At 44.2% G+C, this 25,776-nt stretch carries 25 protein-coding genes; 3 read left to right on the top strand and 22 right to left on the bottom strand.

Translation table 11 applies throughout. From position 1 onward, the window contains the following. Positions 1-9 precede the first annotated feature (9 nt). From AC6IZR_RS01310 to AC6IZR_RS01225, 18 genes are all read right to left on the bottom strand, one after another. Positions 10-705, bottom strand: coding sequence for a Wzz/FepE/Etk N-terminal domain-containing protein (locus AC6IZR_RS01310; RefSeq protein WP_195529615.1), 696 nt, complete (start codon positions 703-705; stop codon positions 10-12). Positions 706-749: 44 nt separating this feature from the next. Beyond that, positions 750-1,481 (bottom strand): capsular polysaccharide biosynthesis protein Cps4B, encoded by a 732-nt coding sequence (gene cps4B / locus AC6IZR_RS01305; protein ID WP_045760016.1) that lies wholly within the window; start codon positions 1,479-1,481, stop codon positions 750-752. Beyond that, positions 1,478-2,947, bottom strand: a complete 1,470-nt coding sequence (gene cpsA, locus AC6IZR_RS01300; RefSeq protein ID WP_480992543.1) for an LCP family glycopolymer transferase CpsA — start codon at positions 2,945-2,947, stop codon at positions 1,478-1,480. Before cpsA ends, cps4B begins: the two co-directional genes overlap by 4 nt. Positions 2,948-3,135: 188 nt before the next feature. Then, complete coding sequence (gene nrdG / locus AC6IZR_RS01295; RefSeq protein ID WP_201037440.1) at positions 3,136-3,741, bottom strand: anaerobic ribonucleoside-triphosphate reductase activating protein; 606 nt, start codon at positions 3,739-3,741, stop codon at positions 3,136-3,138. Between the two features lie 4 nt (positions 3,742-3,745). Continuing rightward, complete coding sequence (locus AC6IZR_RS01290) at positions 3,746-4,246, bottom strand: GNAT family N-acetyltransferase (RefSeq protein ID WP_214259979.1); 501 nt, start codon at positions 4,244-4,246, stop codon at positions 3,746-3,748. Positions 4,247-4,283: 37 nt separating this feature from the next. Continuing rightward, positions 4,284-4,424 carry a hypothetical protein gene (locus tag AC6IZR_RS01285; protein ID WP_003002079.1) on the bottom strand — a complete coding sequence of 47 codons (141 nt, stop codon included), beginning with the start codon at positions 4,422-4,424 and terminating at the stop codon, positions 4,284-4,286. Between the two features lie 11 nt (positions 4,425-4,435). Next, positions 4,436-6,646, bottom strand: a complete 2,211-nt coding sequence (gene nrdD, locus AC6IZR_RS01280; protein ID WP_070846152.1) for an anaerobic ribonucleoside-triphosphate reductase — start codon at positions 6,644-6,646, stop codon at positions 4,436-4,438. Between the two features lie 122 nt (positions 6,647-6,768). Beyond that, positions 6,769-8,607: a glycosyltransferase family protein gene (locus tag AC6IZR_RS01275; protein ID WP_497848621.1), complete on the bottom strand. Its 1,839-nt coding sequence runs from the start codon at positions 8,605-8,607 to the stop codon at positions 6,769-6,771. 164 nt (positions 8,608-8,771) lie between these two features. Next, positions 8,772-10,307, bottom strand: a complete 1,536-nt coding sequence (cls, locus tag AC6IZR_RS01270; RefSeq protein WP_497848620.1) for a cardiolipin synthase — start codon at positions 10,305-10,307, stop codon at positions 8,772-8,774. A gap of 276 nt (positions 10,308-10,583) precedes the next feature. Beyond that, a complete protein-coding gene (locus tag AC6IZR_RS01265) occupies positions 10,584-10,994 on the bottom strand; it encodes an SP_0198 family lipoprotein (protein ID WP_049515005.1) in 411 nt (136 codons plus the stop codon). Positions 10,995-11,070: 76 nt separating this feature from the next. Beyond that, positions 11,071-12,303: a bifunctional folylpolyglutamate synthase/dihydrofolate synthase gene (locus tag AC6IZR_RS01260; RefSeq protein ID WP_497848619.1), complete on the bottom strand. Its 1,233-nt coding sequence runs from the start codon at positions 12,301-12,303 to the stop codon at positions 11,071-11,073. Positions 12,304-12,508: 205 nt separating this feature from the next. Continuing rightward, positions 12,509-12,814 (bottom strand): DUF1292 domain-containing protein, encoded by a 306-nt coding sequence (locus tag AC6IZR_RS01255; RefSeq protein WP_003001941.1) that lies wholly within the window; start codon positions 12,812-12,814, stop codon positions 12,509-12,511. Positions 12,815-12,836: 22 nt separating this feature from the next. Beyond that, complete coding sequence (ruvX, locus tag AC6IZR_RS01250) at positions 12,837-13,256, bottom strand: Holliday junction resolvase RuvX (RefSeq protein WP_049492638.1); 420 nt, start codon at positions 13,254-13,256, stop codon at positions 12,837-12,839. Beyond that, positions 13,256-13,522, bottom strand: a complete 267-nt coding sequence (locus AC6IZR_RS01245) for an IreB family regulatory phosphoprotein (RefSeq protein ID WP_003002070.1) — start codon at positions 13,520-13,522, stop codon at positions 13,256-13,258. Before AC6IZR_RS01245 ends, ruvX begins: the two co-directional genes overlap by 1 nt. 124 nt (positions 13,523-13,646) lie before the next feature. Continuing rightward, a complete protein-coding gene (locus AC6IZR_RS01240; RefSeq protein ID WP_031576799.1) occupies positions 13,647-14,243 on the bottom strand; it encodes an SP0191 family lipoprotein in 597 nt (198 codons plus the stop codon). Between the two features lie 136 nt (positions 14,244-14,379). Further along, a complete protein-coding gene (gene spx, locus AC6IZR_RS01235) occupies positions 14,380-14,778 on the bottom strand; it encodes a transcriptional regulator Spx (protein ID WP_003009108.1) in 399 nt (132 codons plus the stop codon). A gap of 87 nt (positions 14,779-14,865) precedes the next feature. Continuing rightward, positions 14,866-16,011, bottom strand: coding sequence for a recombinase RecA (gene recA, locus AC6IZR_RS01230; protein WP_003002082.1), 1,146 nt, complete (start codon positions 16,009-16,011; stop codon positions 14,866-14,868). Between the two features lie 119 nt (positions 16,012-16,130). Further along, positions 16,131-17,399 (bottom strand): competence/damage-inducible protein A, encoded by a 1,269-nt coding sequence (locus AC6IZR_RS01225; RefSeq protein WP_497848617.1) that lies wholly within the window; start codon positions 17,397-17,399, stop codon positions 16,131-16,133. Between the two features lie 376 nt (positions 17,400-17,775). Between AC6IZR_RS01225 and AC6IZR_RS01220 the strand changes: the two genes are divergently transcribed. Next, positions 17,776-18,807, top strand: coding sequence for a S66 family peptidase (locus AC6IZR_RS01220; protein ID WP_049487735.1), 1,032 nt, complete (start codon positions 17,776-17,778; stop codon positions 18,805-18,807). A gap of 59 nt (positions 18,808-18,866) precedes the next feature. Here AC6IZR_RS01220 and AC6IZR_RS01215 read toward each other — a convergent pair whose 3' ends face one another. Genes AC6IZR_RS01215 through mutL form a run of 3 tightly spaced genes read right to left on the bottom strand, consistent with a single transcriptional unit; the run spans position 18,867 to position 22,000 of the window. Then, positions 18,867-19,433 (bottom strand): DNA-3-methyladenine glycosylase I, encoded by a 567-nt coding sequence (locus AC6IZR_RS01215; protein WP_049487736.1) that lies wholly within the window; start codon positions 19,431-19,433, stop codon positions 18,867-18,869. Positions 19,434-19,442: 9 nt separating this feature from the next. Then, positions 19,443-20,036, bottom strand: coding sequence for a Holliday junction branch migration protein RuvA (gene ruvA, locus AC6IZR_RS01210; protein ID WP_013904320.1), 594 nt, complete (start codon positions 20,034-20,036; stop codon positions 19,443-19,445). 20 nt (positions 20,037-20,056) lie between these two features. Next, positions 20,057-22,000, bottom strand: coding sequence for a DNA mismatch repair endonuclease MutL (mutL, locus tag AC6IZR_RS01205; RefSeq protein WP_497848616.1), 1,944 nt, complete (start codon positions 21,998-22,000; stop codon positions 20,057-20,059). Between the two features lie 248 nt (positions 22,001-22,248). Here mutL and AC6IZR_RS01200 point away from each other — a divergent pair, with 248 nt between their 5' ends. Next, positions 22,249-22,689: a LytTR family DNA-binding domain-containing protein gene (locus AC6IZR_RS01200; protein WP_021154101.1), complete on the top strand. Its 441-nt coding sequence runs from the start codon at positions 22,249-22,251 to the stop codon at positions 22,687-22,689. Next, positions 22,683-23,138: a DUF3021 domain-containing protein gene (locus tag AC6IZR_RS01195; protein WP_049474159.1), complete on the top strand. Its 456-nt coding sequence runs from the start codon at positions 22,683-22,685 to the stop codon at positions 23,136-23,138. The genes AC6IZR_RS01200 and AC6IZR_RS01195 overlap by 7 nt, the downstream gene beginning before the upstream one ends. A 32-nt stretch (positions 23,139-23,170) precedes the next feature. Here AC6IZR_RS01195 and mutS read toward each other — a convergent pair whose 3' ends face one another. Then, entirely contained in the window at positions 23,171-25,720 is a 2,550-nt protein-coding gene (gene mutS / locus AC6IZR_RS01190) for a DNA mismatch repair protein MutS (protein WP_497848615.1), read from the bottom strand. Positions 25,721-25,776 lie beyond the last annotated feature (56 nt).

Raw genomic sequence — 25,776 nt, 5'->3', positions numbered from 1 at the left:
ATCCCCAGTCTACAGTTTCTTAATATCTGGCACAATACCAAGCAAGGTTAAGCCCATCAGCTCTTCGATATCTTCTGGTCTCTTGACACGATCATCCAAGACTTCTACTACGACCATGAGAACCACCATGAGGCCTGCTCCAGCAATAAAGCCAAGAAGGACATTGCGTCGGATATTTGGTGAAGAAGGTGATTGAGGCACTTCTGCTTCATCCAAGGTCGTAACATCTGACACCTTGGTCACAGCAATGATCTTTTCAGCTGCTACATTCCGAAGGCCATTGGCAATACGAGCTGCTTCTTTTGGATCTCCGTCCTTAGCCGTGATCGAAAGGATACGAGTATCTGTCGGAACGGATACACTGATCTTTTTCGACAACTCACCAGGTGTCATATCGAGTTTCAATTCTTCAATGGCTTGGCTCAAGACATTTTGAGAAAGAATGATCTCACGGTAGTCTTTAACCAAGTAAGAACCCGCCTGCAAATCAGAGTTTGTCAAGGCATTGTTGTCTTGGTTTTGACGACTGACCACGTAGATCCGGCTAGTACTTTGGTATTCTTTCTTGGCTAAAAAGGCACTGTAGCCAAATGCTGCGATGGCAAAGACAAGAGCGACCAAAACGATCGAAAACTTGCGTTTCCATAGGGTCTTCAGCATAGCGAAAACATCAATTTCCACTGCTTGATTTTCTTGATTGTTCATTTCCTAATTACTCCTTCATGTGGATCTCTCCACCTGTTTCCTGGTTAGATTAATTCATCCGCTAACAAGAGTTCTTGATTGCTGACAAAGAGAGCTTGTGCTCGTTGTTCTCCGTATTCTTCCTTGATCAAGCGATAGGCTTCTGCCATATAAGGCGGTCGTTTATCTACATTGTGCATATCACTGGCCACAAAGTGCACCAAGTCTTTTTCTAAGAAGTACCGAGCTCGTTTTTTGAGTTGTTTTTGCTCATCCCCAAAGAGGCGAGGCTTGAGAACACTGGAACTATTGATCTGCATGTAGCAGCCCATGTCAATCATCTCTTGCACGCGCTCTTCATTTTTCTCCAAGCACTTGTAGCGCTCGATATGGGCCACCACTGGTGTCACACCTAGATGGAGCAAACGGTCCAAGGCCGTATGAATCTCCTTGTAAGGTGTTCCCATGCTGAATTCAATCAGAGCAAAGCGCGTCTCTGCCAAACGTGGAATGATCTTTTCTTCCAGTTTTTTCAAGACATCATTCGTAAAGTATATCTCTGCCCCGTAATGAATCGTTAAATCTGGCGCGACCTCTGCCGCAATTTTTTTCACTTCTTGAAAATTTTCAGAAATCTTTTCTTCGGGAGTTTCAAACATCCCCTTGCGACGATGAGAAGTGGAGATAATGGTCCGCACCCCTTGGCGATAGCTTTCTTCCAATAAGGCACGCGTATCTTCTCTTGTCTTTGGTCCATCATCCACATCAAAGACGATGTGCGAGTGGATATCAATCATTTTTCTTTTCCTTCCATTACTTTTTGAATGGTTTCCTTAGCCTTGGTCAAGCTGGCTTGATCCAACTCCATGACATAGAGGTTGTAACCAGGCATAGCATAAGACGGCAAGTCATTTCGTCCTTGACCGGTGATCGCTTGAGAAGTCACCTCATAAGAACCACCCGTTTCTAACTGGGTATTGATCAAGTTCATCATAGTCGGCAACTGCATATTGGTTTGGACAGAATCTTGGAGGTTTCCGATAATCTCATTGTAGTTGCTTAAGACCTTGGTAGAGGTCAACTTTTTGATAATGGCCGCAATGACTTTTTCTTGGTTTTTCCCACGGTCATTGTCACCACCTTGAAGAGAGTAGCGTTCTCGGACAAAACCGAGAGCTTGCTCTGAATTCAAATGAACCTTTCCAACTGGGAAATGGAACTTGCCATGAAGGCTCGTGAATTCTTGGTCATTTTCCACATCGATTCCCCCTAGAAGGTCAATCAACTTGAGGAAGGAGGTGAAATTGAGACGAACGTAGTAGTTGAGCTTGATATCATAGAGATTCTCAAGGGTATGGATCGAAGCATCCACTCCGTAGATCCCCGCGTGGGTCAACTTATCGTTCTGGTTGTTACCACCATCTGCAATCGGTACATAGGCATCCCGTGGAGTCGTTGTCAACAGGACTTGCTTGGTCTTCCGATTAACCGTCATGATGATATTGACATCTGAACGAGAAACCGAGGTTACCGGCCCATAGGTATCGATCCCGCTGACATAGATGTTAAAGACATCCGCATTGGCAGATACCTTGCTCGTCGCTGCCACTTCTTTTCGGATCTTGTAGGAATAGATTTTCTTCAACTTCTTCGCATAGTCCGCATCTTCTGCGGCAATGGTATCCTCAAAGGTACTGTTGAGGACCATAGCAGAAGCATTCCCTTCTTGCAGGCTCTTATAGGCATCTAGATAAGTCGGTGCATCCACTACAGAAATTTCCTGACCCTTGGTCTTTTTGATGTTGTCCAAGAGGGCAGTGAGATTGGCTTCGTTATTGTTGCCCTTTGGAGCCACCACTTCCTTGATTTCTTTGATATCTTTGATGTCACTGTCTTTCTTGACATAGACAGCCATCTCAAACTCTGTATAGTTAGAGTGGCCATTGACATTACTGGTCAGATTCAGCAGCTGTTGACTAGCAAACAACACTCCTGAACTAGCCAATAAGCCGACAAGAAGCAGGACCAAAGTTGTCTTTTTAGCCTGATTTTTGATCACAAACCAAGCTGACAAGAGCAAGAGAAGAGCTAGTAGTGCAATCACGAGAACATTGACATAGCGAAAAGCCAAGATATTATTGGCCAACATGGTATAGGTCGCCCAACCTGCAGTCATAAGCAAAAAAATAAGCAATACGGAATTAATGATTCGCAATTGCCCCCACTTATGTTCTGAACGACGACTCCGTCTCCTTTGTGACATAAATACCTCCAATTAGTCCTAATCATATTTATTGTAACATATTTTTAGCAAAAAATGCATTAATTATCACTTTTTTGCCCATTATGGACATTTGAAAAGTAAGCGTTTTCTGAAACGGGTGAAACCCCTTGTATACTTATGCAGAGAATCCAAAAAACCGGGTGAAAAACCCGGTTTTTTTGAGGATCCTACAAAAGATCGTCCCGTTTGACCTGCTCAAAACTTTCCTTGCCATCATTGAGCTTGTCCCAGATGACGACTTTTCCTTCTTTGAGGGATTTTTGAACATCAATAATCCGCTGGTTAGAAGACCCTCGGAACTGCAACATGAGGTTGCGTTTGCTCTTATCATAGCGACCATCAACCAGAATATCAATCAGCGAGAGAAGCTCTAGTTTGTCTGGCGTCTCTAGCATCATTTCTTCCCAAGTGTAGCCAGTCCAAGACCAAATGTCTTTGTCGGGCAACTCTTTCCGAATGCGTTTAACGAGAGGCAAAAGAATTCCAGTATTCAGGAATGGCTCCCCCCCAAGCAGGGTCAAGCCCTGGACATAAGGTTGGGCCAGATCAGCCATGATCTGTTCTTCCAACTCTTTGGTGTAGGGAATACCCGCCTTGAAAGACCAGGTCGCTACATTGTAACAGCCCTCACAGTGAAACATGCAACCTGAAACATAAAGCGAATTGCGCACCCCTTCGCCATCGACAAAGTTAAAAGCCTTGTAATCAATGATGCGCCCTTGACTCAGTTCCTCACTCTTCCATTCGCCTGGTTTAGGTGTATTCCATGTCATCCTTCTACTCCACTTCTATCCAATAACGCTCCGTTCCATTTCGAACATCTTCAAATTGACCGCCATTAGCTAAGATAACCGCTCGACTGGCCGGATTTTCCGTGCTACATGTCACCAGAGCACGATGGATGTTCTTTTCCTTAGCAACTCGCAGACCTTGACGGAGAGCTTCCTTGGCATAACCCTTGCCTCTTTCAGAGGGACGGATGGAGTAGCCAATATGGCCAGCATAATTCAGCAATCCCTCATTTAGTCTCAACCGTAAATTTAAAAAACCTAAAGCATGGCCTGATTCATCAAACAATACGAACTGAATTGATGGAACGCGATTTTCAGGCAATCCTATTCCCATTTCTTTATTAAGGTTAGTTTCTAGCCACTCCTCATAATCAAAGTTCTCAGCATCCCAAAAGCCACCGTCGTGAGCTGATCGGGTCTCTTCGAACTCTGCCATCATGCTTAGAATGGCCTCTTTATCCGCTAGAGTTGGTCTACGTAATTCCATCTTTACCTCCTCATAAGAGAAAAGCGAGAGCGAACTCTCACTTTTTCTTATTCTTATTTAAAAATTGTTCTCTCAAGCTGGCTACTCGGTCTTTTTTATTGATTCCACCCTTTGAATGCTTTTCGTGGAATCGTTGAACCTGAGCCTTGCCTTTATCATCTAATTGGTATTTTCCCATAATATCCTTTTCTAATCTGTCACTTGGTGTCCAGCTGATTTGATCGTGGATCCATTCATGTGTTTGACCCGTGCAGCGATTTCCTTATGACGGCCATTGACCATCGGACGAGCTTGTGGGTTTCCGAGATAACCACAGGTCCGTTTGACCACATCAACCGTTTTCGGATCGCTATTGCCACAGTTTGGACAAGCAAATCCGCGCTCAGTCGGCGTGAAATCTCCTTCAAAATCACACTTGTAACAACGGTCAATCGGCGTATTGGTTCCGAGATAACCGACCCGGTCATAAGCATAATCCCAAACTGCTTCAAGGGCTTTTGGATTTTGTTGAAGCACAGGGTATTCACAATAGTGGATAAAGCCACCAGAAGCTCCAGCTTCAGGATAAACTTTTTCAAAATCCAACTTTTCAAATGGCGTTGGGTTCTTACGAACATCGTAGTGGAAACTATTGGTGTAGTATTCCTTGTCTGTAATATCCGGAACCTTACCAAATTTCTCCGTATCTAGGCGACAGAAGCGGTCTGTCAAGCTTTCTGATGGTGTCGAATAGATGGAGAAGTGGTAATCATACTGGTCAGACCATTCTTCCACGCGCGCTTTCATGTCCTTGATGATATCGATCGTGAATTGTTTAGCTTCTGGATTATGTTCCCAATTTGGACCATAAAAGACGGTTGCAACTTCATAGAGCCCGATATAGCCAAGAGAAACGGTCGCTCTGCGATGACGGAAGAGCTGATCTACCTGGTCATACTTGCCCAAGCGTTTCCCGAAAGCCCCATATTGGTAGAGAATCGGCGCATTAGCTGGTGTCGCTTCTTTGGTGCGTTCCACCCGGTAAACTAAGGCATCTTCAGCGATGTTCATCCGTTCATTAAAGATTTGCCAGAACTTCTCCTTGTCTCCGCCTGATTCCAAGGCAATCCGAGGTAAATTGACTGTCACAACCCCTAGGTTCATCCGGCCAGAATTAACTTCCACACCATTCTCGTCCTTCCAACCTTGAAGGAAAGAGCGACATCCCATCGGCACCTTGAAGGAGCCTGTCAACTCGACAATCTTGTCATAAGACAAAACGTCTGGATACATGCGCTTCGTCGCACATTCCAAGGCCAATTGCTTGATATCATAGTTAGGCGTTCCAGGTTCTAGGTTGAGCCCCCGCTTGAGGGTAAAGATCAGTTTTGGAAAGATAGCGGTCCGATGTTCCGATCCAAGTCCCTTGATTCTGATTTCCAAAATCGCTTTTTGGATTTCCCGCTCGAAGCGATTGGTTCCAAGACCAAAGCCAAGTGAAGTAAAGGGAGTTTGCCCATTGGATGTAAAGAGGGTATTGATCTCATATTCCAGCGATTGCATGGCATCATAGATATCTTTTTGAGTCTTGCTCCAAGCATAGTCCTCTTGCTTTTCAGGAAGCACCCACTCTTTGGCATCTGCCAAGTGTTTTTGGTAGTTCTTTTCTGCATAAGGGGCCAGGACCTCATCGATCCGGTCAGCTGAACAGCCCCCGTACTGACTAGAGGCTACATTGGCAATAATCTGCGAGATTTGAGCCGTCGCAGTTTGGATGGATTTAGGACTTTCTACTTCTGCATTCCCAATCTTAAAGCCATTTCTGAGCATGCCTTCAAAATCGATCAAACAGCAGTTAGTCATCGGTGTATAAGGACTATAGTCCAAATCATGGTAGTGGATATCCCCTTTTTGATGAGCATTGGCTACGTGTTTAGGCAACATTTTGAGACCAATAGACTTACCAACAATCCCCGCCGTCAAGTCCCGTTGCGTATTAAAGACATCGCTGTCCTTATTGGCATTTTCATTGACAACCGCTTGGTCCTTGTTGAGAAGTTTGCCGATGGTAAAGTTGATATCCGTTGCTTTTGAGCGCTCAAAATCCCGCTGAGTCCGATAAGTAATATAGCTCTCTGCGATGGCATATTCATTAGCTTGAAGCAATTCATGTTCGACGACATTTTGGATCTCATAGATCTTCACACCATTTGGAAAACGTTCCAAGATCTCTGCAATCACGCGATCGACAATGGTTTCTAGCTTGGCTTCTAGCACTGGAGTGAGAGAAGTCACTTCTTCTGTCGCCTTCAACAAGGCTTTATAAATTTTTTCAACATCGAATTGAACACGACGGCCATCTCGTTTTTCAACAAAAATATCCGGTGCCATTCTCAGTTTTTCTTCTCTCAAGGTGATCATACCAAACATGCCTCTCTTCATTTATTTACATACAAGTTGTATTATACCACTCCAAAAATAAAAATCAATATCTTGTGGTGAAAATTCTAAAAAACTTTCTAAAACACAAGATATTGATTTTCTTAAGAGCGTTGATAGAGTTTGAAATGACGGTATTTCTTCTCAACGAGACGATAATTTTCTTTGAGCAAGTCCTTCATATTGGAGGTCAACTCTACCTGATTGTTGACCACAATATACTTAGGTTCAGACCGATCGATTTGTTGGATCACATTGGTCCGATTTTCATTAATCCCCAGATAAGACGTCGGAGTCAATAAGGCAGAAGCTGCCAAACGATCGCTTTCTTGATAGAGAGTAGCTGTCGTATCCCAAGCATAGATGGTATCTTTCGACTTGGTGTGATTTTTAATGTAGCTGGCAATAGTACTCCGTTCACTCGATTGACCAGACTGAAGCACGACATCTTGAACCACTGGATTCGCCAAGAGATAGACAAGGGCTACTAGCGGTAAGAAAACTTGGCTCGTAAAGTAAGCGGCCCAAACTTCCTTGTTTTTCTTCTTCCGACCACGACGTTCGATCCCATCGTTTTCTTCCCCATCTCGTGAGAACCAGATCGCAAACAAAGGAAGAACAAATGGCAACATCGGTAACAATTGGTAAGCGCCTTGTTCAGGAAGACCAATCGACACAATGAGGACCACCAAGCTACCTGCCCATCCCATAAAGCGGAAGATCCGGCGAGCACTGCTATTTTGCTTCGTAAAGGACATCAAAAAGGCAGAGACTAGGCCAAAGGCCAGCGCCAATAGGCCATAATAAATGGCATTACTGAAGGTCTGTCCATTCGTGAAATTCAAGGCATTAAAGACATAGGTCACTTGGTTAATGGCATAGCCAAAAGTCTGATTCAAAACGGTGATATAGCCAATTGGATAAAAGACAAGTGAAAAACCAAGGAGAGCTGCCAGCAGTTGATAAAAGCCCCGCGCCCATCTCTTCTGCTTGATATTAAAGGCTGTTAATCCAAGGAAGGCCAACAAATAAAACAGGGCACTGGTCATCGGATCAATCAGGAAAGCCACAGCTGCAATCGCACCATAAAGGATAAAGCCTTCATCCTTACGATGCCCAATCAAATAAGCCAAAATGAAATTCATGCTGGCAAATAGGATTGGAAGGCTAAAGAGAGTCACATAAGTTCCTCCAAAACCAAGGCCTAACACCAAGAAATAAAAGAGTAACTGGACATTCTTCGCTGTATCTTTATCAGACACCAGCAAGCGCACAACCCGATAGAGATAAGTCCCCGCAAAGAAGAGAGCAATCGCTTGAAGGATCATCAAGATCCAATGTCCACCAGCTAAACTTCCCAACCAGTTGATCGCATAATAGAGCAGACCATTGGTCCCGTAAAAATCACCAAACGGTACTTGCCCCTTGGTCATTGCCCAGCCAGCATACAAGTTTTGAGATTGTTGATTGGTGGCAAAACGGGTTAAAAATGGCACCCCGACATGCAGCAAACTAATCAAGAGACTCAACACAAAAGGAATCGCTAGGGGCACTGGACGCTTGGATTGACGACGGATAGGCTCAACTGCCACATCTGCCTCTAGCTCTTCCGTATTCTCTTCTACCTTAGATGCTTCCACTTTTGTCGCTTCAACTCCCGCCTTACGCGAACGACGACTCATCCGACTAAGCGGTTGCTCCGGTTCCTGTTCCGATTCTTGTGTAGGTTCTGCTACTGCTTCTGGCTTTGCATCACGAATAGGCTCTGATACCTCCATTGCAACCGGCTCCTCCAAAACTTCTGCCTGCTGGCTATGAGTCGGCTCTTCTTCACGAAAGACTGATTTATCTAGCACTTCGCGAATCTCACGTGTATCCTGAAAACTATCTCCCACGCGAATCCCTAATTTTTTCGAAGTCATTTCTTGCTCTTTTTCGCTCATTCTTTTTCCTTTTTCTAGATCTTTGCTCTTTCCTTTTAGAAAAAAGCCCATTATCTTCTCTAGTATACCAAATTCTGCCGACCCTGTCAGCCTCTTATCACATAGTCATATGTAAAAAGAGTCAGGCATCTCGATTCCTGACTCTGATTTTCGTTTTTATACATTTACAACATCGGTGCGAACAATTGCATAATTTCCTTGATTAAGCTTTGGTGCCATGTAAAGCGGAAGGTATCCTCTGTAATTTCTTGAGACACTTCAAAGATATGGTCAAAGTCCTCCCGAATCTTTTTCAAGGCAGGCGTCCGATACATCCAGATGGCATTTTCATAGTGATGGACCAAACTGCGGTAGTCAAAGTTAATCGACCCTACAACCGCCATTTCGTCATCTGCCAGGACTTGCTTGCTATGGACAAAACCAGGTGTATACTCATAAATCTTTACTCCTGCATCCATCAGATCCAAGTAAGCCCCACGAGTTACGATTTGGATCAATTTTTTATCTGGAATATGCGGGGTCACGATCCGAACATCTACCCCTCGAAGGGCTGCATTGCGGATATCCTCTGTCAAATCATAGTCAATGATCAAGTAAGGAGTTGTGATGTAGACATAATCCGTTGCTTGATTGATCATATTTTGATAAACCGTCTTTCCGACCTGCGACTTGTAAATCGGCTTTGGTCCACTCCCATAAGGAATGTAAAGCCCTTCTCCCTCAACCGCCTTGTTTTCAATATGGTAGCGGTCAAAATCCTCGATTTCCCCACGGTTGATGTACCAGTTCATGAGAAAGAGTCGCGTTAAGGCCTTAACAGCTCGTCCATCCAAACGGATGGCACTGTCCTTCCAGTGACCAAAACGCTCAATGTGATTAATGTACTCGTCTGCCAGATTGACCCCACCTGTATAGCCGATTTGCCCATCAATGACCAGAATCTTTCGGTGGTCTCGGTTATTATAAGCTACCGTTAAGCGGGGGATCACCTTGTTAAATTTATGGGCATCAATCCCCATTTTTCTTAATCGTTTGGTATAGTTTCCAGCCAAAGTCGCCATACAGCCGATATCGTCATAAAGGAGTTTGACTTCAACCCCCTCTTTCACTTTCTGCTCTAAAATCTCTAGGATACTGTTCCACATCAAGCCCTCATCAATGATGTAAAACTCGATGAAGATAAATTTTTTCGCTGCTTTTAGATCCTCAAGTAATTGCTCATACATGTCCTCCCCTAAAGGGTAAAAGGTCGATGCCGTCCCATTATAGAGATCCGCATTGTGGTCCATGGATAAAATCGACTTGACCAAGCCATAAACCGCTTTACTTTCTTGCTTGAGCTCCTTACGCAACTGATGACTATTGTCCTCTCGAAACTTCATGGACTCCATATTTTCCAACTGGATCATTTCCTTCTTGGACAAACGTCGCTCTCCAAACATGAGATACAAGAGTGATCCAAAGACAGGAATGACGGCAATCAAGAGCCAGGTCACCTTATTTTCAGGCGGGGTATTTCGATTAACAATAGCCAAGATTGTCGACACATATAAGAGCCCAATGACCGCAACAGATAGCCAATGCGGGAACCATCTATTAAGCCAGAAGAAGGCCGCAAAGGATGCCCAAAGTTCAAAGCCCATAAACAAAATACTAAATCCATATTTGGACATTAATAGACGTAATTTTCGAAAGGTCACAGCATCCTCCTTTTTTCTTTCTACTAGTATACCAATTCTTTTTACCCGATGCAACGACCAACCAAGCCCCTTCTAGACAAACAAAAAGAGAGTGGGACAGAAGTCCTAGCCTCTCAATTATTTTTGGATTGTCGAGCAAGACGCAGTGGTTGAGTGGGCTCTACTACGCTGATTTCATCAGCTTTTACAGCCCTACTCAACTGTGCGGAGGTGGGACGACGAAATCGAATTCTAACGAATTACCGATTTCTGTCCCACTCTCTTTTGTTTCGTCCCTTATTGCTTGGTCAAAACGATAATCCCTTGATCATCCTCTGCTTGCTCCAGGTCTTCTAGCGACAACTGATTTCCTTCGATCCGATAGCGATAAGGCTCATCTCCGATACGCATGGATTGATTGACCGGATCAATACTAACCTCTTTGGCCTCTTCTTCTCCATCAGCATCTTGCACCGTAAACGTGCCTTTTCGACCCGTCACCACCAAGAGGATCGTATTTTCCTCGTCCTGTCCACGATAACTGCCATCTATGGACACTCCTTCTTTCTGTTCTTCACTCGCTGAAGTCACAGTCTGTGATGAAGCAGACGTCTGTTTGCTCGAAGTCTGTGTCGCTTTTTCTTGCTGGCTACAAGCAGTCAGGAAAAGGGCTACTGCCAAGGTCATTATAGACATGATTTTTTTCATTAAGATCGACTCCTTTCGCCATAACCGTATACTATCTACCACCAGTATACGCCAAGAAAGTCTTTAGGTCAATTGTTTACCCCTCTAATAAAAATGCCCTTACTTCCGCAATAAAATACAAGGATCCTGTCACAAATAAGACTTCATCTGGACGACTCTGATCCATAAATTCTTTGATATAGGCCTTGTAGTCAGCTACATAGGGCAAGTCTTGTCGGTCACCTTGTGCCACCACTTCTCCGTAATGGAAGGTTGTCAAAATCAATTCAGCTTCTGGCAATCCCGCTTGAAGCGTTTGGAGCATCCCACTATAATCTTTTCGCTTGAGGGCTCCAAATAAAATCTTCACGCGCTTTCCTGCTAAGCTATTGGCAAACTCGATCAAGCGCAACATAGCATGAGGATTATGAGCGCCATCCAGATACACCTGGTCGCCAAATAACTCTAAACGGCCCGGCCACCTTGTCTCTTGCAAGGCGTGCTTGACCTGCTCCATATCCACTTCTTGATCTAGGCCTTCCATATAGAGGAGAAAGGTCTCCAGAGCTACTGCAGCATTTTCCCGTTGGTAATCACCCTTCAAGCCCAGAGACGGCCAGACAAGATCCACACGTTCATTCCAAAAACGGTCCTGCTCTAAGCCAAAATCTTTCTGGAAGGCATGGAGATCCACATCCAATTGCTTCGCTTTTTCTTGACAAACAGCTATGGCATCATCCGACAAGGGACCCACCACAGCTTTCTTGCCCTTCTTAAAGATTCCTGCCTTTTGCTGGGCGATTTCCGCAATCGTCCCTCCCAGTGTTTCTTGGTGATCGAGACCAACCGAAGTGATCACTGCGATTTCTCCTGTCACTACATTGGTGGTATCTAGTAGCCCTCCGATACCAACTTCCAGCAAGACCACATCCACAGCTTGTTCCTTAAAATACAAGAGGGCCATGAGGCAGATAATCTCAAAATAAGAGAGTTGGTCCTGGGTTTGAAGCAAGGTCTGCTCCATTTGTTGGACTTCTTGGCCAATCCGAGTAAAATCTTCATCTGAAATCGGCTGATCCCCAATACAAATCCGATCATGGATACTGATCATATGAGGAGAGGTAAAGGTCCCAACCTTCTTTCCGTGAGCCATCAATAATTGACGCAGAAAGGCGATTGTGGATCCCTTCCCATTGGTTCCTGTCACATGAAGGATCGGGTATGCCTTATCCGGCCTCCCTAAAAGGCTCACTGCCTGCTCCATACGATCCAGTCCCGATCGAAAATTCAGACCGATCCGACTATTCATCCATTGCTCAATCTTATTCACATCTTCCTCCTAAAAGAAAAAAGCGACAAAACCTCTCCTGACGTTTGCGCTCCTTTCTTTTGTAGTTATTTCTTTCTCATTTTTACAGCAAGTCCATCGGACTTCCTGCTTTTTCTTGTTTCTTGAAGCAGGGCTAAAAACGTCCACCGGGCTTACTTGCGGTCTTTGTTTCTAGCGCAAGGGTAAAAACATCCACTGGATGTTTTTACTCCTCCATAAAGCTGTTGAAGACTTCCTCGATCATATCCCATTCTGCATCTGAGTCTTCTGGGATTGGTTGAAGGTCGCCTTCTGTTCCGTCTTCGTTTTCTGTAAATGAATAAGCTTGGATTTCAACTTCGCCGTTTTCATCTTCTTCTGCATTTGCAGGGATCAAAAGGACATAGTTCTTTCCAAATTCTTCTTTGCCATCAATGGTCAAAAGAATTTCAAACAAGGTTTCATTTCCTTGTTCATCCACCAATGTGATTAATTCACGTTCTTCATGGTCGTGGTTATGATCATGTGCCATACTATTCTTCCTCGTTTTCTTTCTAAAAATTGCGATCTAAATAATTTTGTAAAATAAGCTGCGCCGCTAACTTATCAATAACTTTTTTACGTTTGCTACGGCTAACGTCTGCTTGCTCAATCAACATCCGCTCTGCAGCAACTGTCGTCAACCGTTCATCTTGGTAGTCGACTGGCAACTCAAACTTTTCAGCAATCATCGTGCCGTAAGCCTGACTGGCTTCCACACGCGGTCCGCTGGTGTTGTTCATGTTTTTTGGCAAGCCCACAACAAAACGGTCCACCTTGTATTGAGCTACTAATTCGGCTAAGCGCTCCAAACCGAATTCTTTTTTGTCTTCATCGATTTGGATGATTTCAAGACCTTGAGCTGTAAAACCGAGAGGATCACTCACAGCAACCCCAACGGTCTTTGAGCCAACATCCAATCCCATAATTCTCATTAGAGGTCTATTCCTTGCCCTTTCAAATAATAACGTACCAATTCTTCCACGATCTCATCTCGTTCATATTTACGAATTTGGTTCCGTGCATTATTATAACGAGGTACATAGGCAGGATCACCACTGAGTACGTATCCTACGATTTGATTAATTGGATTGTAGCCTTTTTCATCCAGTGACAAGTATACATCTTTCAAGGTCTCGCTAATTTCCTTACGATTTGAATCATCAAGATTAAAACGTACTGTTTCATCTGTAAATCCCACAAGAACACCCTCTTTCCTTAGAATATTACTATTATACCATAATTAAGAGTTTTCCACAACGGCCAAGCCCTTGATTTTACGGCTTTTTCAAGCATTTTTGAGCTATTTTAGCTAAACTGTTTTTTTATTTTTGCTCACTTGCTCCAGCATTGATAAGATTATCCGCAAATTGACTCGGTGTCAACTTCAACAACTCTGGTAAGTGATTGTTTTTGAAGTAGGTCATGCCTTCAGCCTTCTTCACATCCATTGCTTCAAAGTCATAGGTGATGGTTACCTTGTATTCATTCTCATTTTCCAAGGTTAAATCAGCTGTGAAACCTGGCACTGTCAAAGCTTCCTTAAAGGCATCGTCCTTGTTAAAGGATTCTCTCAATTGCTTTTGCGCTTCCTCGACGCCAACCTGTTGGATCCCTTTTTTCAACTCCTCATCGGTTGCCGTCACATTGATGGTCTCCAACTTTTTAAAGGTATTCCCCACATAGGTGACGATTTGCGTTTGTTGTGTCCCCTTGTCATCTTTTGGAAAAACAAAGGTTCTAGTGATGACTTTATTTTCTTCAGCTTTTTGCAGGATACTCTTATTATCCTTTTGCAGTTGCTCTGCTTTTGCTTGGATTGCCTTTTGTTCACTTGAATTTGGCGTTTTCGCTTGTTTTTTTTGACCGCATCCAGTCAAACACAAGGCAAGTGCACCCAATAAGAAGATTTTCCTTTTCATTTTCCATTCCTTACTAGTTATTGTTTTCTAAAATATTGTATCATAGATTTCGTAAAATGGCGCAGTAAACTGCTTTTCATTCCGATTTTTAAAAAGAAAAAAATCAGAAACAAATTGTTTCTGATTTTCAATCGCTTTAAAGAGCTGCACGCATCCGCGCTTCTGCATTTTCTACATTTCGAACTGATCGTGGCAAGAAGGCACGAATATCGTCTTCTTTGTAGCCCACTTGGAGACGTTTGTCATCTACCAAGATCGGACTTTTAAGAATACGAGGTGTTTCCATGATGATGTCAATGACTTCATTGACACTCAAGTCTTCGATGTCCACTCCTAGATTTTTAGCGTATCGATTTTTTGAAGAGACAATACTTGCCACTCCATTTTCAGTCTTTGTAAGGATATCCAACAATTCTTCTTTGGTGATCCCTTCCTTACCGAGGTTTTGTTCTTTATAAGTTAGCTGGTGAGCGTTGAGCCAAGTCTTTGCTTTTTTACAGCTGGTGCAACTTGACACTGTATAAATTTTAATCATGCATGCACTCCTTTCGCTACACGATAATACTATCGTATTAAATTATAACACAAAAACCATCAGTCTAGCGACCTATTTTGAAAAAAATTAATCTTCAATTTCAATCGCGTCATCTAAATCTAGAGTTACTTCTTCTACGACAGGAGCTGCTTCTTCAGTTTTATCAAGGGTTTTCACTGCTTCGTCTTCTTCGATCAAACCAAAATGAACCCGAACCTTGTGGTCGATTTCGTCAAAAATTTCTGGGTGGTCAGCCAAGAATTTCTTAGCATTTTCAGATCCTTGACCAATTTTTTCGCCATTATAGGAGTACCACGCACCCGCTTTTTGGATGATATCCAAATCTGTTGCAATTTTCACCAATTCACCTGTACGTGAAATTCCTTCTCCGTACATGATTTCAACCATGGCTTCTTTGAACGGTGGAGCCACCTTGTTCTTCACAACCTTGATTTTGGTTTCCTTACCAACGTTGGTATCTTTTTGGTCCCCAGTCCCCTTGATTTGAGTATTTCCACGAACATCTAGACGGACAGAAGCGTAGAATTTCAGGGCACGACCACCAGGTGTGGTTTCAGGGTTCCCAAACATGACCCCAACTTTTTCACGCAATTGGTTGATAAAGATGGCAATGGTCTTGGTCTTATTGATCGAAGCTCCGAGTTTACGCATCGCTTGGCTCATCATCCGCGCTTGCAAACCAACGTGGCTATCCCCGATATCTCCATCGATTTCCGCACGTGGTACCAAAGCCGCAACAGAGTCGACAACCACCAAATCAACCGCACCAGAATCGATCAATTTACCAGCAATTTCAAGTCCTTGTTCCCCTGAGTCTGGTTGAGACAAGAGAAGTTCGTCGATATTGACCCCAAGAGCTGCTGCATAAGATGGATCCAAGGCATGCTCGGCATCGATAAAGGCAGCAATGCCTCCTTCTTTCTGTGCTTGCGCTACTGCATGGAGGGCAACGGTTGTTTTACCAGATGATTCTGGACCATAGATTTCGATGATCCGACCTTTTGGATAACCACCAGCACCCAAGGCAATATCAAGCGCCAAGGAACCAGAGCTCATGACTTGTACTTTTTGTTCTGCACGTTCCCCCAGACGCATGATCGATCCCTTACCAAAGTCTTTTTCGATCAACTTCAGAGCATCGTTGAGCGCTTTTTCACGCTCATCTCCAAATTTCTTAGAGATATCATCTAATTTTTTCTGTTTTTTCGCCATTCTTTTCTCCTATTTTTTACTATACAGGAAATGTATGCAACTCACTGACGCTTTCCGTCATTTGAAAGGCACATTTCCTATCCATTTTTAGAATTATTCTTCATTTGGCACAAGCTTCATTATACCAAATTTTCACCATTTAATACAGCCAAGCGCACCAAATTAAAGGCATGAAGGACTGCAATTTCGCGGACATCCGCCCGGCTACGTCCAGCGATATTAACTTGGACACTATCCACTCCATTTGGAGTCGCAAGTCCGATAAAGACAGTCCCTGCTGGGTGCCCTTCTAGACTATCTGGCCCCGCAACTCCGGTCAGGCTAACACCATAATCGGATCCTGTTAACTTACGGGCCTGTGAAGCCATGGCTTGAGCTGTAAAGTGAGACACCACTCCATGTTGCTCTAACTCTTGAGCTGGAATAGACAACATCTTGCTTTTTTCTTCCAGACTATAGGTGACAAAACCACCTGCAAAGATGCTGGACGCCCCTGAAAAATCTGCCAGAGTCGCTTGGAAAAGGCCAGCCGTCAGGCTTTCTGCAGCTGTAATGGTCTTACCAGTCCGTTTCAAGAGATCAAAGGCCACCTTGGCCATCGAATTATCATCCCCATAACCATAAAACAACTTATGCAAGGGTTGATGGTCCAGGGTATGGCGTGATAAGATTTCCTTTTCTAAGACATCGAGCTTAGCATCCGCTGAGGCTTGATCCTTCGCCTTTGTAGACAGACGCAAGGTTACTTCTCCCGTCTTGGCATAAGGAGCCACCGTCGGATCACTCTGCTTTTCAATGATATCAGCTAGGATCGTAACCAGCTGGCTTTCCCCAATCCCAAAGAAGCGCAAGACTCTTGAAAAGAGCTCTTCCCCTGTTGTCAAATGAGGCACCAATTGTTCATTAACCATGGGCTTTAACTCACTTGGAGGACCAGGTAGAACGACATAGGTCACACCGTCGACTTCAATCAAACCTCCAACCGCGAGACCTGTACGGTTTTGAAGAGGGATTGATCCGGCGATCATTTGTGCTTGTCGCTCATTATTGGGCGTCCGGACATAATCAGGGCGACTCGCAAAGAAGGTGTCAAGTTTGGCGAGCGCTGTCGGATCAAAAATCAGTTCTTTCCCTAAAAACTTGGCAAGGGTTTGCTTGGTCAAATCATCCTCTGTCGGACCAAGTCCACCGCACAAAATCACCAAATCGCTGCGCTTTGAAGCTGTCTCAATGGTCGAGAAGAGACGGCCTTCATTGTCTCCTACCGCCACATGATAATAGACATCAATTCCTAAACTAGCCAATTTTTCAGACAAGAATTGAGCATTGGTGTTCACAATTTGTCCTGTTAGAATTTCTGTTCCAACTGCAATAATTTCCGCCTTCATGGTGCCTCCCACTTATACTATTCGTAATTTTCATTTCATTTTAACACAATTTCCTAAATTATTTAAAAAACAGATTGAAGATAAAGTTCATTTTGGACAACTTTCTTCAATCTTTTTCTTTTAGAGTATAAAGTGAAAAACTCTTAGAAACACTATTACATCAACATTCCTAAGAGTTTTAACTATGTGGTAATCAACTTCTAAAGGGCTATTTTCTATTGTTGATAGAGCTTATCTCTATTCTGAAGCAACCATATCGAGCGGTTGCTTTTTTCTTCTTTCTTGATCTAAAAGCCTTCTTCTGGCTCTAATTCTTGTTGTTTCCCCTCATTTTTTGTGATACAATAGCATCAATTTATTTCTAGGAGGATGAGATATGGTTTCTACTATTGGTATTATAAGTTTATCTAGTGGGATTATCGGAGAGGACTTTGTCAAGCATGAAGTGGACTTGGGGGTCCAACGACTCAAAGACCTGGGACTCAATCCTATCTTTTTACCTCATTCACTAAAAGGCTTAGACTTTATCAAAGAACATCCTGAAGCTCGTGCGGAGGATTTGATTCAGGCATTTTCTGATGATAGCATCGACATGATCTTATGCGCCATCGGTGGAAACGATACCTATCGTTTATTGCCCCATCTTTTTGAAAATGACCAACTACAAAAGGTTATCAAGCAAAAGATTTTTCTTGGCTTCTCGGATACGACCATGAACCATCTCATGTTGCATAAACTAGGAATCAAGACTTTTTATGGGCAATCCTTTTTTGCAGACATTTGTGAATTAGACAAGGAAATGTTGCCATATAGCCGCCACTACTTTAAAGAATTGATTGAGACTGGAAAAATCTCAGAAATTCGCCCTAGTAACGTTTGGTACGAGGAACGGACTGATTTTAGTCCCAAGGCTCTGGGAACACCTCGTGTTAGTCATGCAAATACAGGTTTTGACTTGTTACAAGGCAATGCTCAATTCGAAGGGGAAATCCTCGGTGGTTGTCTTGAGTCTCTCTATGATATTTTTGACAACTCTCTACACGCAGATAGCACAGACCTCTGCCAAAAATACAAACTTTTCCCTGACTTATCCGACTGGGAAGGAAAAATCCTCTTGCTAGAAACCAGCCAAGAAAAGCCTAATCCTGAAGACTTCAAAAAGATGTTGCGGACTTTAAAGGAAACTGGTATATTCGAGGTCATCAGTGGACTCTTGGTCGGAAAACCTATGGATGAAACTTTCTATGACGACTATAAAGAGGCACTATTGGATATCATTGATAGCAATATCCCGATTGTCTATAATCTAAATGTTGGACACGCAACTCCAAGAGCAATTGTCCCCTTCGGAGTCCACGCCCATGTAGATGCAACGGAGCAAGTCATCCACTTTGACTATAACAAATAAAGCTGGGAAGAATTTCTCAGCTTTTTTTCTATATTCTCCGATGTTCTAGACATCTAACGTCACTTATTTCCACTTTTCCAGTCACAAGCATTCTCATGGTCATTGACCAGGCCTGCTGCTTGTAGGTAGGATAAAACTGCGACTGGTCCTGTGAACTTAAAACCACGTTTTTTGAGGTCCTTGGCTAGCTTCTCAGAAAGAGCTGTCTTCGCTGGAGCCTGCCGGTAATCTGGGACATCATTGACGATAGTTTTTCCATCGACAAAAGACCAAAGATAAGCATCAAACGATCCAAATTCCTCCTGGATTTGTAGAAAGGCTTGAGCATTGGCCCGTGTCGCAAAGATCTTAGCACGATTTCGGATGATAGCTGGATTGTCCATCAAAGCCTCCAGTTCCTCATCCGTCATCTCCGCGACACTTTGAAGATGATAGCCATGAAAAGACTCTCGGAAAGCCTGCCGTTTATTGAGGACCGTTTCCCAAGATAGACCGGCCTGATAAGTCTCCATACAGAGCAACTCAAAAAGCGCTTGGTCATCATGGAGGGGCTGTCCCCATTCCTCATCATGGTAGGCTATATATAACGGATTGGTCATTTTAACCCATCCACAACGTTTTGGCATCTTCTTCTCCTATTTGACCAACATCTTAAGGGCAGACTTGATGTAGTTTTCAGCAGTATCAGAAGTTCCTTCAAAGAATTTCTTGATTTTCTTGAGTTCCGTTGCTTTGTAGCCCAATGCCAACATGGCTTCCATAGCTTCTTCAAGGGCTTGGTTTTCTTCTGCAACTTTGGCTTTGGACTGAGCCGGTGCATCTTCTAGATCAAGATTGATCTTACCTTCCAAGTCCAGCACCATCTGTTGGGCTGTTTTCTTGCCGATCTTTGGAAACTTGGTCAAGTAGGTGATGTTCTTGCTTTCGATAGCTTGGACAAGGCCTGCATTGTCATCCGCAGCAATGATAGCCAGAGCTGAGACAGGTCCAATCCCAGAGACTGAGATCAAGTTTAAAAAGAGCTGTTTCTCTTCCTCTGTCGCAAAGCCATAGAGAAGGTGAGCGTCTTCACGGACCACTTGGTGCAGATAGACTTGCACCTCTTGATTCATTTTGCCAGAGTAGGCATAGGGATTGGCCACATGCAAGAGATAGCCGATCCCAGCTGTTTCTACCACAATGTATTTAGCAGTGATTTTCGTTAAAATTCCTTTAATGTATTCGTACATAATCTTCCTTTATTGTTTGTTTAATACTTGCCCAATTCCCGTAGACTGGTGTGATTTTCTTGAATACGTCGGAACATCTTTTCCATATCTGACTTGGTAAAGTTAACCAAGACGGGACGGCCGTGGGGGCAGTTATAGGGGTTGTCACATTGGGACAGTTGATAGATCAGGTCGCGTGCAGAGTAATCGTCCAGTATATGGTTGGCCTTGATAGAGCGTTTGCAGGACATCATGATAGCCAACTCAGCTCGGTATTTCTTGATGGACACTTCCTTGGTCAAGAGGAGCATATCACACATTTCATAGATACCCGACTCGATCTCTTCCTCCTTCATCCAGATCGGATGCTCCCGTAAGATCAACTGGTTGGCTCCGTATTCTTCTAAGTAGACGCCCACTTCTTCTAGGAGGTGCTTGCGCTGTTGTAGGCGGATTAGATCGTCTGCAGGGAACTCAAAGATATAGGGCACCAGCAGTTGTTGCTGACTGCCGTCTACGTCCCCGATGCTCTCCCGGTATTCTTCGTATTTGACCCGCTCTTGGGCCGCGTGCTGGTCAATGATATAAAGGCCCCCATTGCCTTGGGCAAAGAGATAGGTTCCATGCATCTGACCAAAATATTCCAACTCTGGGAAGGTCGAATGTTCTTCCCCATCCAACTTATCATAGACCTTGTCTAGACTAGCCAGATCCAACTCTGGATGATCCAGTTCATCATAAACCACAGCCTTTCTTTCCGCAAACTTGATCGCGCTTGTTGGTTTTTCTACTGGGTTTTCTTGGATTCTAGCTTCAGTAGCAGTCTCATCTGCTAGAGGCCGTTGAGGATCTGCCACTTCTGGTCGAAACTTGAAATCTTGGCTCTCTCGGTCATAATAGAGGCGGTTTTCTTTTAAAGGCAGGGTTGTCTGTACTGGCTTTTCTGTTCGGCGAATGGTCGACTTGGCTAGATTTTCTAGAGCATCCGGAATCAGGTCCTGCTCTTTCAAAGCGTTCGCAATAGCCTGGGAGATCAAGGCCATCAGTTCTCGTTCTTTGGAAATACGAACCTCTTGCTTGGTAGGGTGAACATTGACATCCGCTAAGTAAGGGTCGATCTGGATATTAATGATCGCGAGTGGAAAGCGACCCACCATGAGTTTACTGCCATAGCCGTCTAAAATAGCTCGATTGAGCAAGAAATTCTTGATGTAACGGCCGTTGATAAAGAGACTGATGTAGTTGCGATTGGCACGAGTCAATTCAGGCAAAGACACAAAGCCCGTCACTTCAAAATCTAGGTCGCGATTTTCAATGGCCACCATCTTCTTAGCAGACGCAAGTCCATAGACACTTGCAATCGCTTGCCGGAGATTGCCAGTCCCCGCTGTTTTGGTCATTTCTTTTCCATCATTGATCAAGGTGAAAGCAATCTCTGGATGGGCCAAACTCAATCGGTTGAGAATATCCACGATATGGGATAGCTCTGCCTGCTGGCTCTTTAAATACTTGAGACGAGCAGGTGTATTAAAAAAGAGATCTTCCACTGTGATCTTGGTCCCGACAGGGCTTGTCGCTGGCTCCACTTCCTCAATTTCGCCACCCTTTGCGACCAATTTGGTCCCGTGGGCAGCTCCTTCTTGCGCCGTTAGAAGGGTTAGAATACTGACAGAAGCAATGGAAGGCATGGCCTCACCACGAAAACCAAGCGTTCGAATACGAAAGAGATCCGCTTGACTCTTGATCTTACTGGTCGCATGTCGACGGAGGGCCAAAGCGACCTCATCGTGCGCAATTCCTTCCCCATTGTCTGTAATCCGAATCGACTTCAATCCTGCTTCTTCGATTTCAACAACGATCTGGCTAGCCCCAGCATCGATCGAGTTTTCAACCAATTCCTTGACCACACTAGCAGGTCGTTCAATCACTTCACCTGCCGCAATCTGATTGGCTAGGACTTCTGGCAATTCAATAATCTGTGACATGTCTGCTCCTTTACCTATTTTTTCACCGATACATGTAGCTCTATTATACCACAGATCCACAAGACTCCCTTTCTTAAAAAATAGAGGCTGGCCCCATCTTCTTCCTTAAAAACCGCATAGGCAAAGAAAACGACCACATAGACAAATTTCCTTGTCTTCCCTTTGGAAAAAGTGTTTAATAGTAGTGTAAAGAAGGAGCCGGGCTAGCAGGCCAAACGACTTTACCCAAAGGAGGGAGAAACGATCTTATGAAAGTTGAAGTACAAATTGATTCCCACTTCCAAGAAGAAGCGGTGATGATCACAGCACCTGCACTATCTGCGCGTGTAGAGAAAATCCGTGACTTTGTGGAAGAATTGGATCAAAAAGGGCGCTTACGTGCCAAAAAGGATGGGGAAGCTTACCTGATCGAAAGCCAGCTATTCCAACGTTTTTACATTGAAAATCGGCAAGTAATTGGCGAGACCATGACAGATCAATTTATTCTGACTGGGCCACTCTATCAGTTATCTGAAGACTTACCGACCTGCTTTCTCAAAATTTCCCAATCTGAAATTATCAACACAAAAGAAATCGATCACCTGCACTTTACTAGTGGAGGATCGGTGCAAATCTATCTTAAAAACGGGAGTCTGACCTACTCCTCCCGTCGTTATTTAAAAGCCATTAAGGAGAAATTATCATGCTAAAACAATCTTTTTCTGACGCCCTAAAAGGGATTTTCATCGGGCTCATCTTATCCATCTTCTTTTCCTACCTCTTCTCACCTGAGTTGTACCTTCCCTTAAGTCCCAACTCTGCAGTCGGCCGCTGGATGTTCTTGCATCATGTTCACGGCTCACTGGTCATGCTCTATTGCGCCCTCGTTTGGGGTGCGATTGGGGTCCTCTTTAGCTTCGGGAGTCTCCTCTTTCAAAAAGACTGGAGCCTCTTACGGGCTACTCTGAGCCATTACTTGCTCATGTTGCTTGGCTTTATTCCCCTAGCTACGTTAGCCGGCTGGTTTCCAGCACGACTCGGATTTTACCTCTCACTCATTGTCGAATTCACCCTTGTTTACGTGATCATCTGGTTGGTCTCACATCATTTTTATAAAAAACAAGTTCAAGAAATCAATCAAAGCATTGCTAAGCACTAAAAGAAGATCCTCGCTATTACGAGGATCTTCTTTTACAATTTCTTTTTCAATTCGGCGACTGCCATCATGACTTCCATCGGAGTCATATTGTAGAGATCCAGATTCTTCAATTCTGTGATCACTGTACTTTCTGTTTCTTCCTCAAAGAGGGACATTTGTTCAGCAACCTGTGAAGGTACTTCCTTTTTAGGGGTTGCATCCGCAAGCGGTACTTGCTGGGCTTGTCCTTCGAGCTTGGTCAAAATCGCATCCGCCCGCTTCAGCAATTCTTCTGGCAAACCAGCGATCTTGGCCACGTGAATCCCATAGGACTTATCTGCTGGGCCGGGTTCAATCTTGTGCAAGAAGGTAACCTGACCATCTCGCTCCAGAGTCGCAACATGGACATTTTCCAAGCGAGACAAAGTTTCTGAAAGTGCCGTCAACTCATGGTAATGGGTCGCAAACAAGGTTTTGGCACCCGTGCGATCGTGAATGTATTCGATGATGGATTGGGCGAGGGCCATCCCATCATAGGTCGCCGTTCCCCGTCCCAACTCATCAAACAAAATCAAGGACTGGGTCGTTGCCTTGCGAATGGCGTGATTGGCCTCCATCATTTCCACCATGAAGGTAGACTGACCCGATACCAGGTCATCAGCAGCTCCGATTCGGGTATAAATCGCATCAAAGATTGGCAACTCGGCCTTTTGCGCTGGTACATAGGAGCCAATTTGGGCAAGAATCACAATGATCGCCAATTGGCGCATATAGGTAGACTTCCCGCTCATATTTGGCCCAGTAATCAGCTGAATATCCCGTTCCTCATCCATAAAGATGCTATTAGGAATATAGGACTGGGCTCCCATCACTTTTTCAACAACCGGATGACGACCTTTGTCGATCGCGATTCGCCGTTCTTCATGAAAGAGGGGACGATTCAACTGTTGCGACTCAGCGACACTGGCTAGACTTTGTAAAACATCAACCGTCGCAATCGCCTGAGCTAACTGTTGCAGACGTTGGATATACTTGCCAACTTCTTCACGAATCTGCATAAAAATTGTATATTCCAAATTAGCAGACTTCTCACGCGCCTCTAGCATATCTCCTTCGATGCGTGCCAATTCCTCCGTACCAAAGCGTTCTGAATTTTTCAAGGTCGCCTTGCGGAAAAAATGAGCAGGAACGTGGTTCAATTGAGAATTGGTGACATGGAAATAGTAGCCATCCTTCTTGTTGTAATCAATTTTCAGACCGGTAATGCCACTAGCTTCGCGTTCCTTGGCCTCAATCTCAGCAATCCAACCAGTGCCATCCCGAAGAACGACACGGTACTGGTCCAATTGCTCGTCAAAACCGGTTCGGATGATATTTCCCTCTGTAATAACAGCAGACGCTTCCGGAGCAATCGCTGAGGTAATCAAGCGGTGCAACTCAGGAAGTTCATCCAAGCGTGCAATCAAGACATCTAAGACCGGATCACCAATCCCCAGTAGAATCGACTTGATCGTCGGCACATGACCCAGAGTATCTCCTAGCTGCAAGAGATCCTTAGGATTGATCTTGCCAAAGGAAACCCGACTCGCTAAGCGTTCAATGTCATAGACCCCTTTGAGGCTGTCGGTCAAATCGCTCCGTTCAAAGAAATGATCCATAAAGACCTGAATGATGTCCTGGCGCTCTCGAATCCGTTTCAAATCGACTAAGGGTTTCTGAATCCAGGATCGCAACAAACGACCTCCCATGGCCGTCTTGGTTTCATCCAAATACCAATACAAGCTACCATGTTTCTTCCCAGTTCGCGCATTCTCTGTCAAATCAAGACTAGCCTTGGTCGCAAAGTCCATCTGCAAGAAATCGCAAATCTCATAATGATGGGCTTTTTTGAGGTGGCTCAATTCCCGCATTTGTGTCTGGTGGACATACTGGAGAAGTTTTCCAGCCGTTTTCTTTTCGAGCTCACTCAACTGATCCCCTAAGAGTTGAACATCGTCGAGCGCCGTCTCTACATGTGACAACAAGAGATTCATCTGGCTCACAAACACACGCTCTTCCTGTTCTGGCAACTCATAACCCAGGACCACCTCACGCGCACGTAAATTGCGGATTTCTCCACAAACCATGCTAAAGTCATTGAGGGTCGTCACCTGAAACTCCCCTGTCACCAGATCCATATAGGCTAGCCCATACTCATTTCCTGAACGATCCAAAGCAACCAGGAAGTTGTTCTCACTATCTGGCTTGGTCGAATCCACCACTGTACCCGGCGTAATCACCTGTACAACTTCCCGCTTAACGACCCCCTTGGCTTCTTTGGGGTCTTCCATTTGTTCTGCAATCGCGACCTTATACCCCTGTTCAATGAGAACATCAATATACTGCTGAGCCGAGTGGTAGGGAACACCCGCCATGGGGATCGGATTCTCTGCATTTTTATTCCGTGAGGTTAAGGAAATCTCTAAAATTTGAGCTGCATTCACTGCATCTTCATAAAATAATTCGTAAAAATCTCCCATTCGAAACAGCAAAAAGGCATCCGGATAGTCTTTTTTGATATCTAGATACTGCTGCATTCCAGGGGATATTTTCTCTACTGCCATACTTCTTTATTCCTTACTGTTGCATCATTTTCTGACACAAGCTCCATAGATGAAAA

This window comes from Streptococcus mobilis, from assembly GCF_059727625.1.
This window is presented reverse-complemented; position numbering and strand designations above follow the sequence as displayed.

What these genes read in the sequence shown, in the direction of transcription:
- AC6IZR_RS01310 (WP_195529615.1), bottom strand. Translation starts at nt 705, where the DNA reads ATGAACAATCAAGAAAATCAAGCAGTGGAAATTGATGTTTTCGCTATG.
- cps4B (WP_045760016.1), bottom strand. Translation starts at nt 1,481, where the DNA reads ATGATTGATATCCACTCGCACATCGTCTTTGATGTGGATGATGGACCA.
- cpsA (WP_480992543.1), bottom strand. Translation starts at nt 2,947, where the DNA reads ATGTCACAAAGGAGACGGAGTCGTCGTTCAGAACATAAGTGGGGGCAA.
- nrdG (WP_201037440.1), bottom strand. Translation starts at nt 3,741, where the DNA reads ATGACATGGAATACACCTAAACCAGGCGAATGGAAGAGTGAGGAACTG.
- AC6IZR_RS01290 (WP_214259979.1), bottom strand. Translation starts at nt 4,246, where the DNA reads ATGGAATTACGTAGACCAACTCTAGCGGATAAAGAGGCCATTCTAAGC.
- AC6IZR_RS01285 (WP_003002079.1), bottom strand. Translation starts at nt 4,424, where the DNA reads ATGGGAAAATACCAATTAGATGATAAAGGCAAGGCTCAGGTTCAACGA.
- nrdD (WP_070846152.1), bottom strand. Translation starts at nt 6,646, where the DNA reads ATGATCACCTTGAGAGAAGAAAAACTGAGAATGGCACCGGATATTTTT.
- AC6IZR_RS01275 (WP_497848621.1), bottom strand. Translation starts at nt 8,607, where the DNA reads ATGAGCGAAAAAGAGCAAGAAATGACTTCGAAAAAATTAGGGATTCGC.
- AC6IZR_RS01265 (WP_049515005.1), bottom strand. Translation starts at nt 10,994, where the DNA reads ATGAAAAAAATCATGTCTATAATGACCTTGGCAGTAGCCCTTTTCCTG.
- AC6IZR_RS01255 (WP_003001941.1), bottom strand. Translation starts at nt 12,814, where the DNA reads ATGGCACATGATCATAACCACGACCATGAAGAACGTGAATTAATCACA.
- ruvX (WP_049492638.1), bottom strand. Translation starts at nt 13,256, where the DNA reads ATGAGAATTATGGGATTGGATGTTGGCTCAAAGACCGTTGGGGTTGCT.
- AC6IZR_RS01240 (WP_031576799.1), bottom strand. Translation starts at nt 14,243, where the DNA reads ATGAAAAGGAAAATCTTCTTATTGGGTGCACTTGCCTTGTGTTTGACT.
- spx (WP_003009108.1), bottom strand. Translation starts at nt 14,778, where the DNA reads ATGATTAAAATTTATACAGTGTCAAGTTGCACCAGCTGTAAAAAAGCA.
- recA (WP_003002082.1), bottom strand. Translation starts at nt 16,011, where the DNA reads ATGGCGAAAAAACAGAAAAAATTAGATGATATCTCTAAGAAATTTGGA.
- AC6IZR_RS01225 (WP_497848617.1), bottom strand. Translation starts at nt 17,399, where the DNA reads ATGAAGGCGGAAATTATTGCAGTTGGAACAGAAATTCTAACAGGACAA.
- AC6IZR_RS01220 (WP_049487735.1), top strand. Translation starts at nt 17,776, where the DNA reads ATGGTTTCTACTATTGGTATTATAAGTTTATCTAGTGGGATTATCGGA.
- AC6IZR_RS01215 (WP_049487736.1), bottom strand. Translation starts at nt 19,433, where the DNA reads ATGCCAAAACGTTGTGGATGGGTTAAAATGACCAATCCGTTATATATA.
- ruvA (WP_013904320.1), bottom strand. Translation starts at nt 20,036, where the DNA reads ATGTACGAATACATTAAAGGAATTTTAACGAAAATCACTGCTAAATAC.
- mutL (WP_497848616.1), bottom strand. Translation starts at nt 22,000, where the DNA reads ATGTCACAGATTATTGAATTGCCAGAAGTCCTAGCCAATCAGATTGCG.
- AC6IZR_RS01200 (WP_021154101.1), top strand. Translation starts at nt 22,249, where the DNA reads ATGAAAGTTGAAGTACAAATTGATTCCCACTTCCAAGAAGAAGCGGTG.
- AC6IZR_RS01195 (WP_049474159.1), top strand. Translation starts at nt 22,683, where the DNA reads ATGCTAAAACAATCTTTTTCTGACGCCCTAAAAGGGATTTTCATCGGG.
- mutS (WP_497848615.1), bottom strand. Translation starts at nt 25,720, where the DNA reads ATGGCAGTAGAGAAAATATCCCCTGGAATGCAGCAGTATCTAGATATC.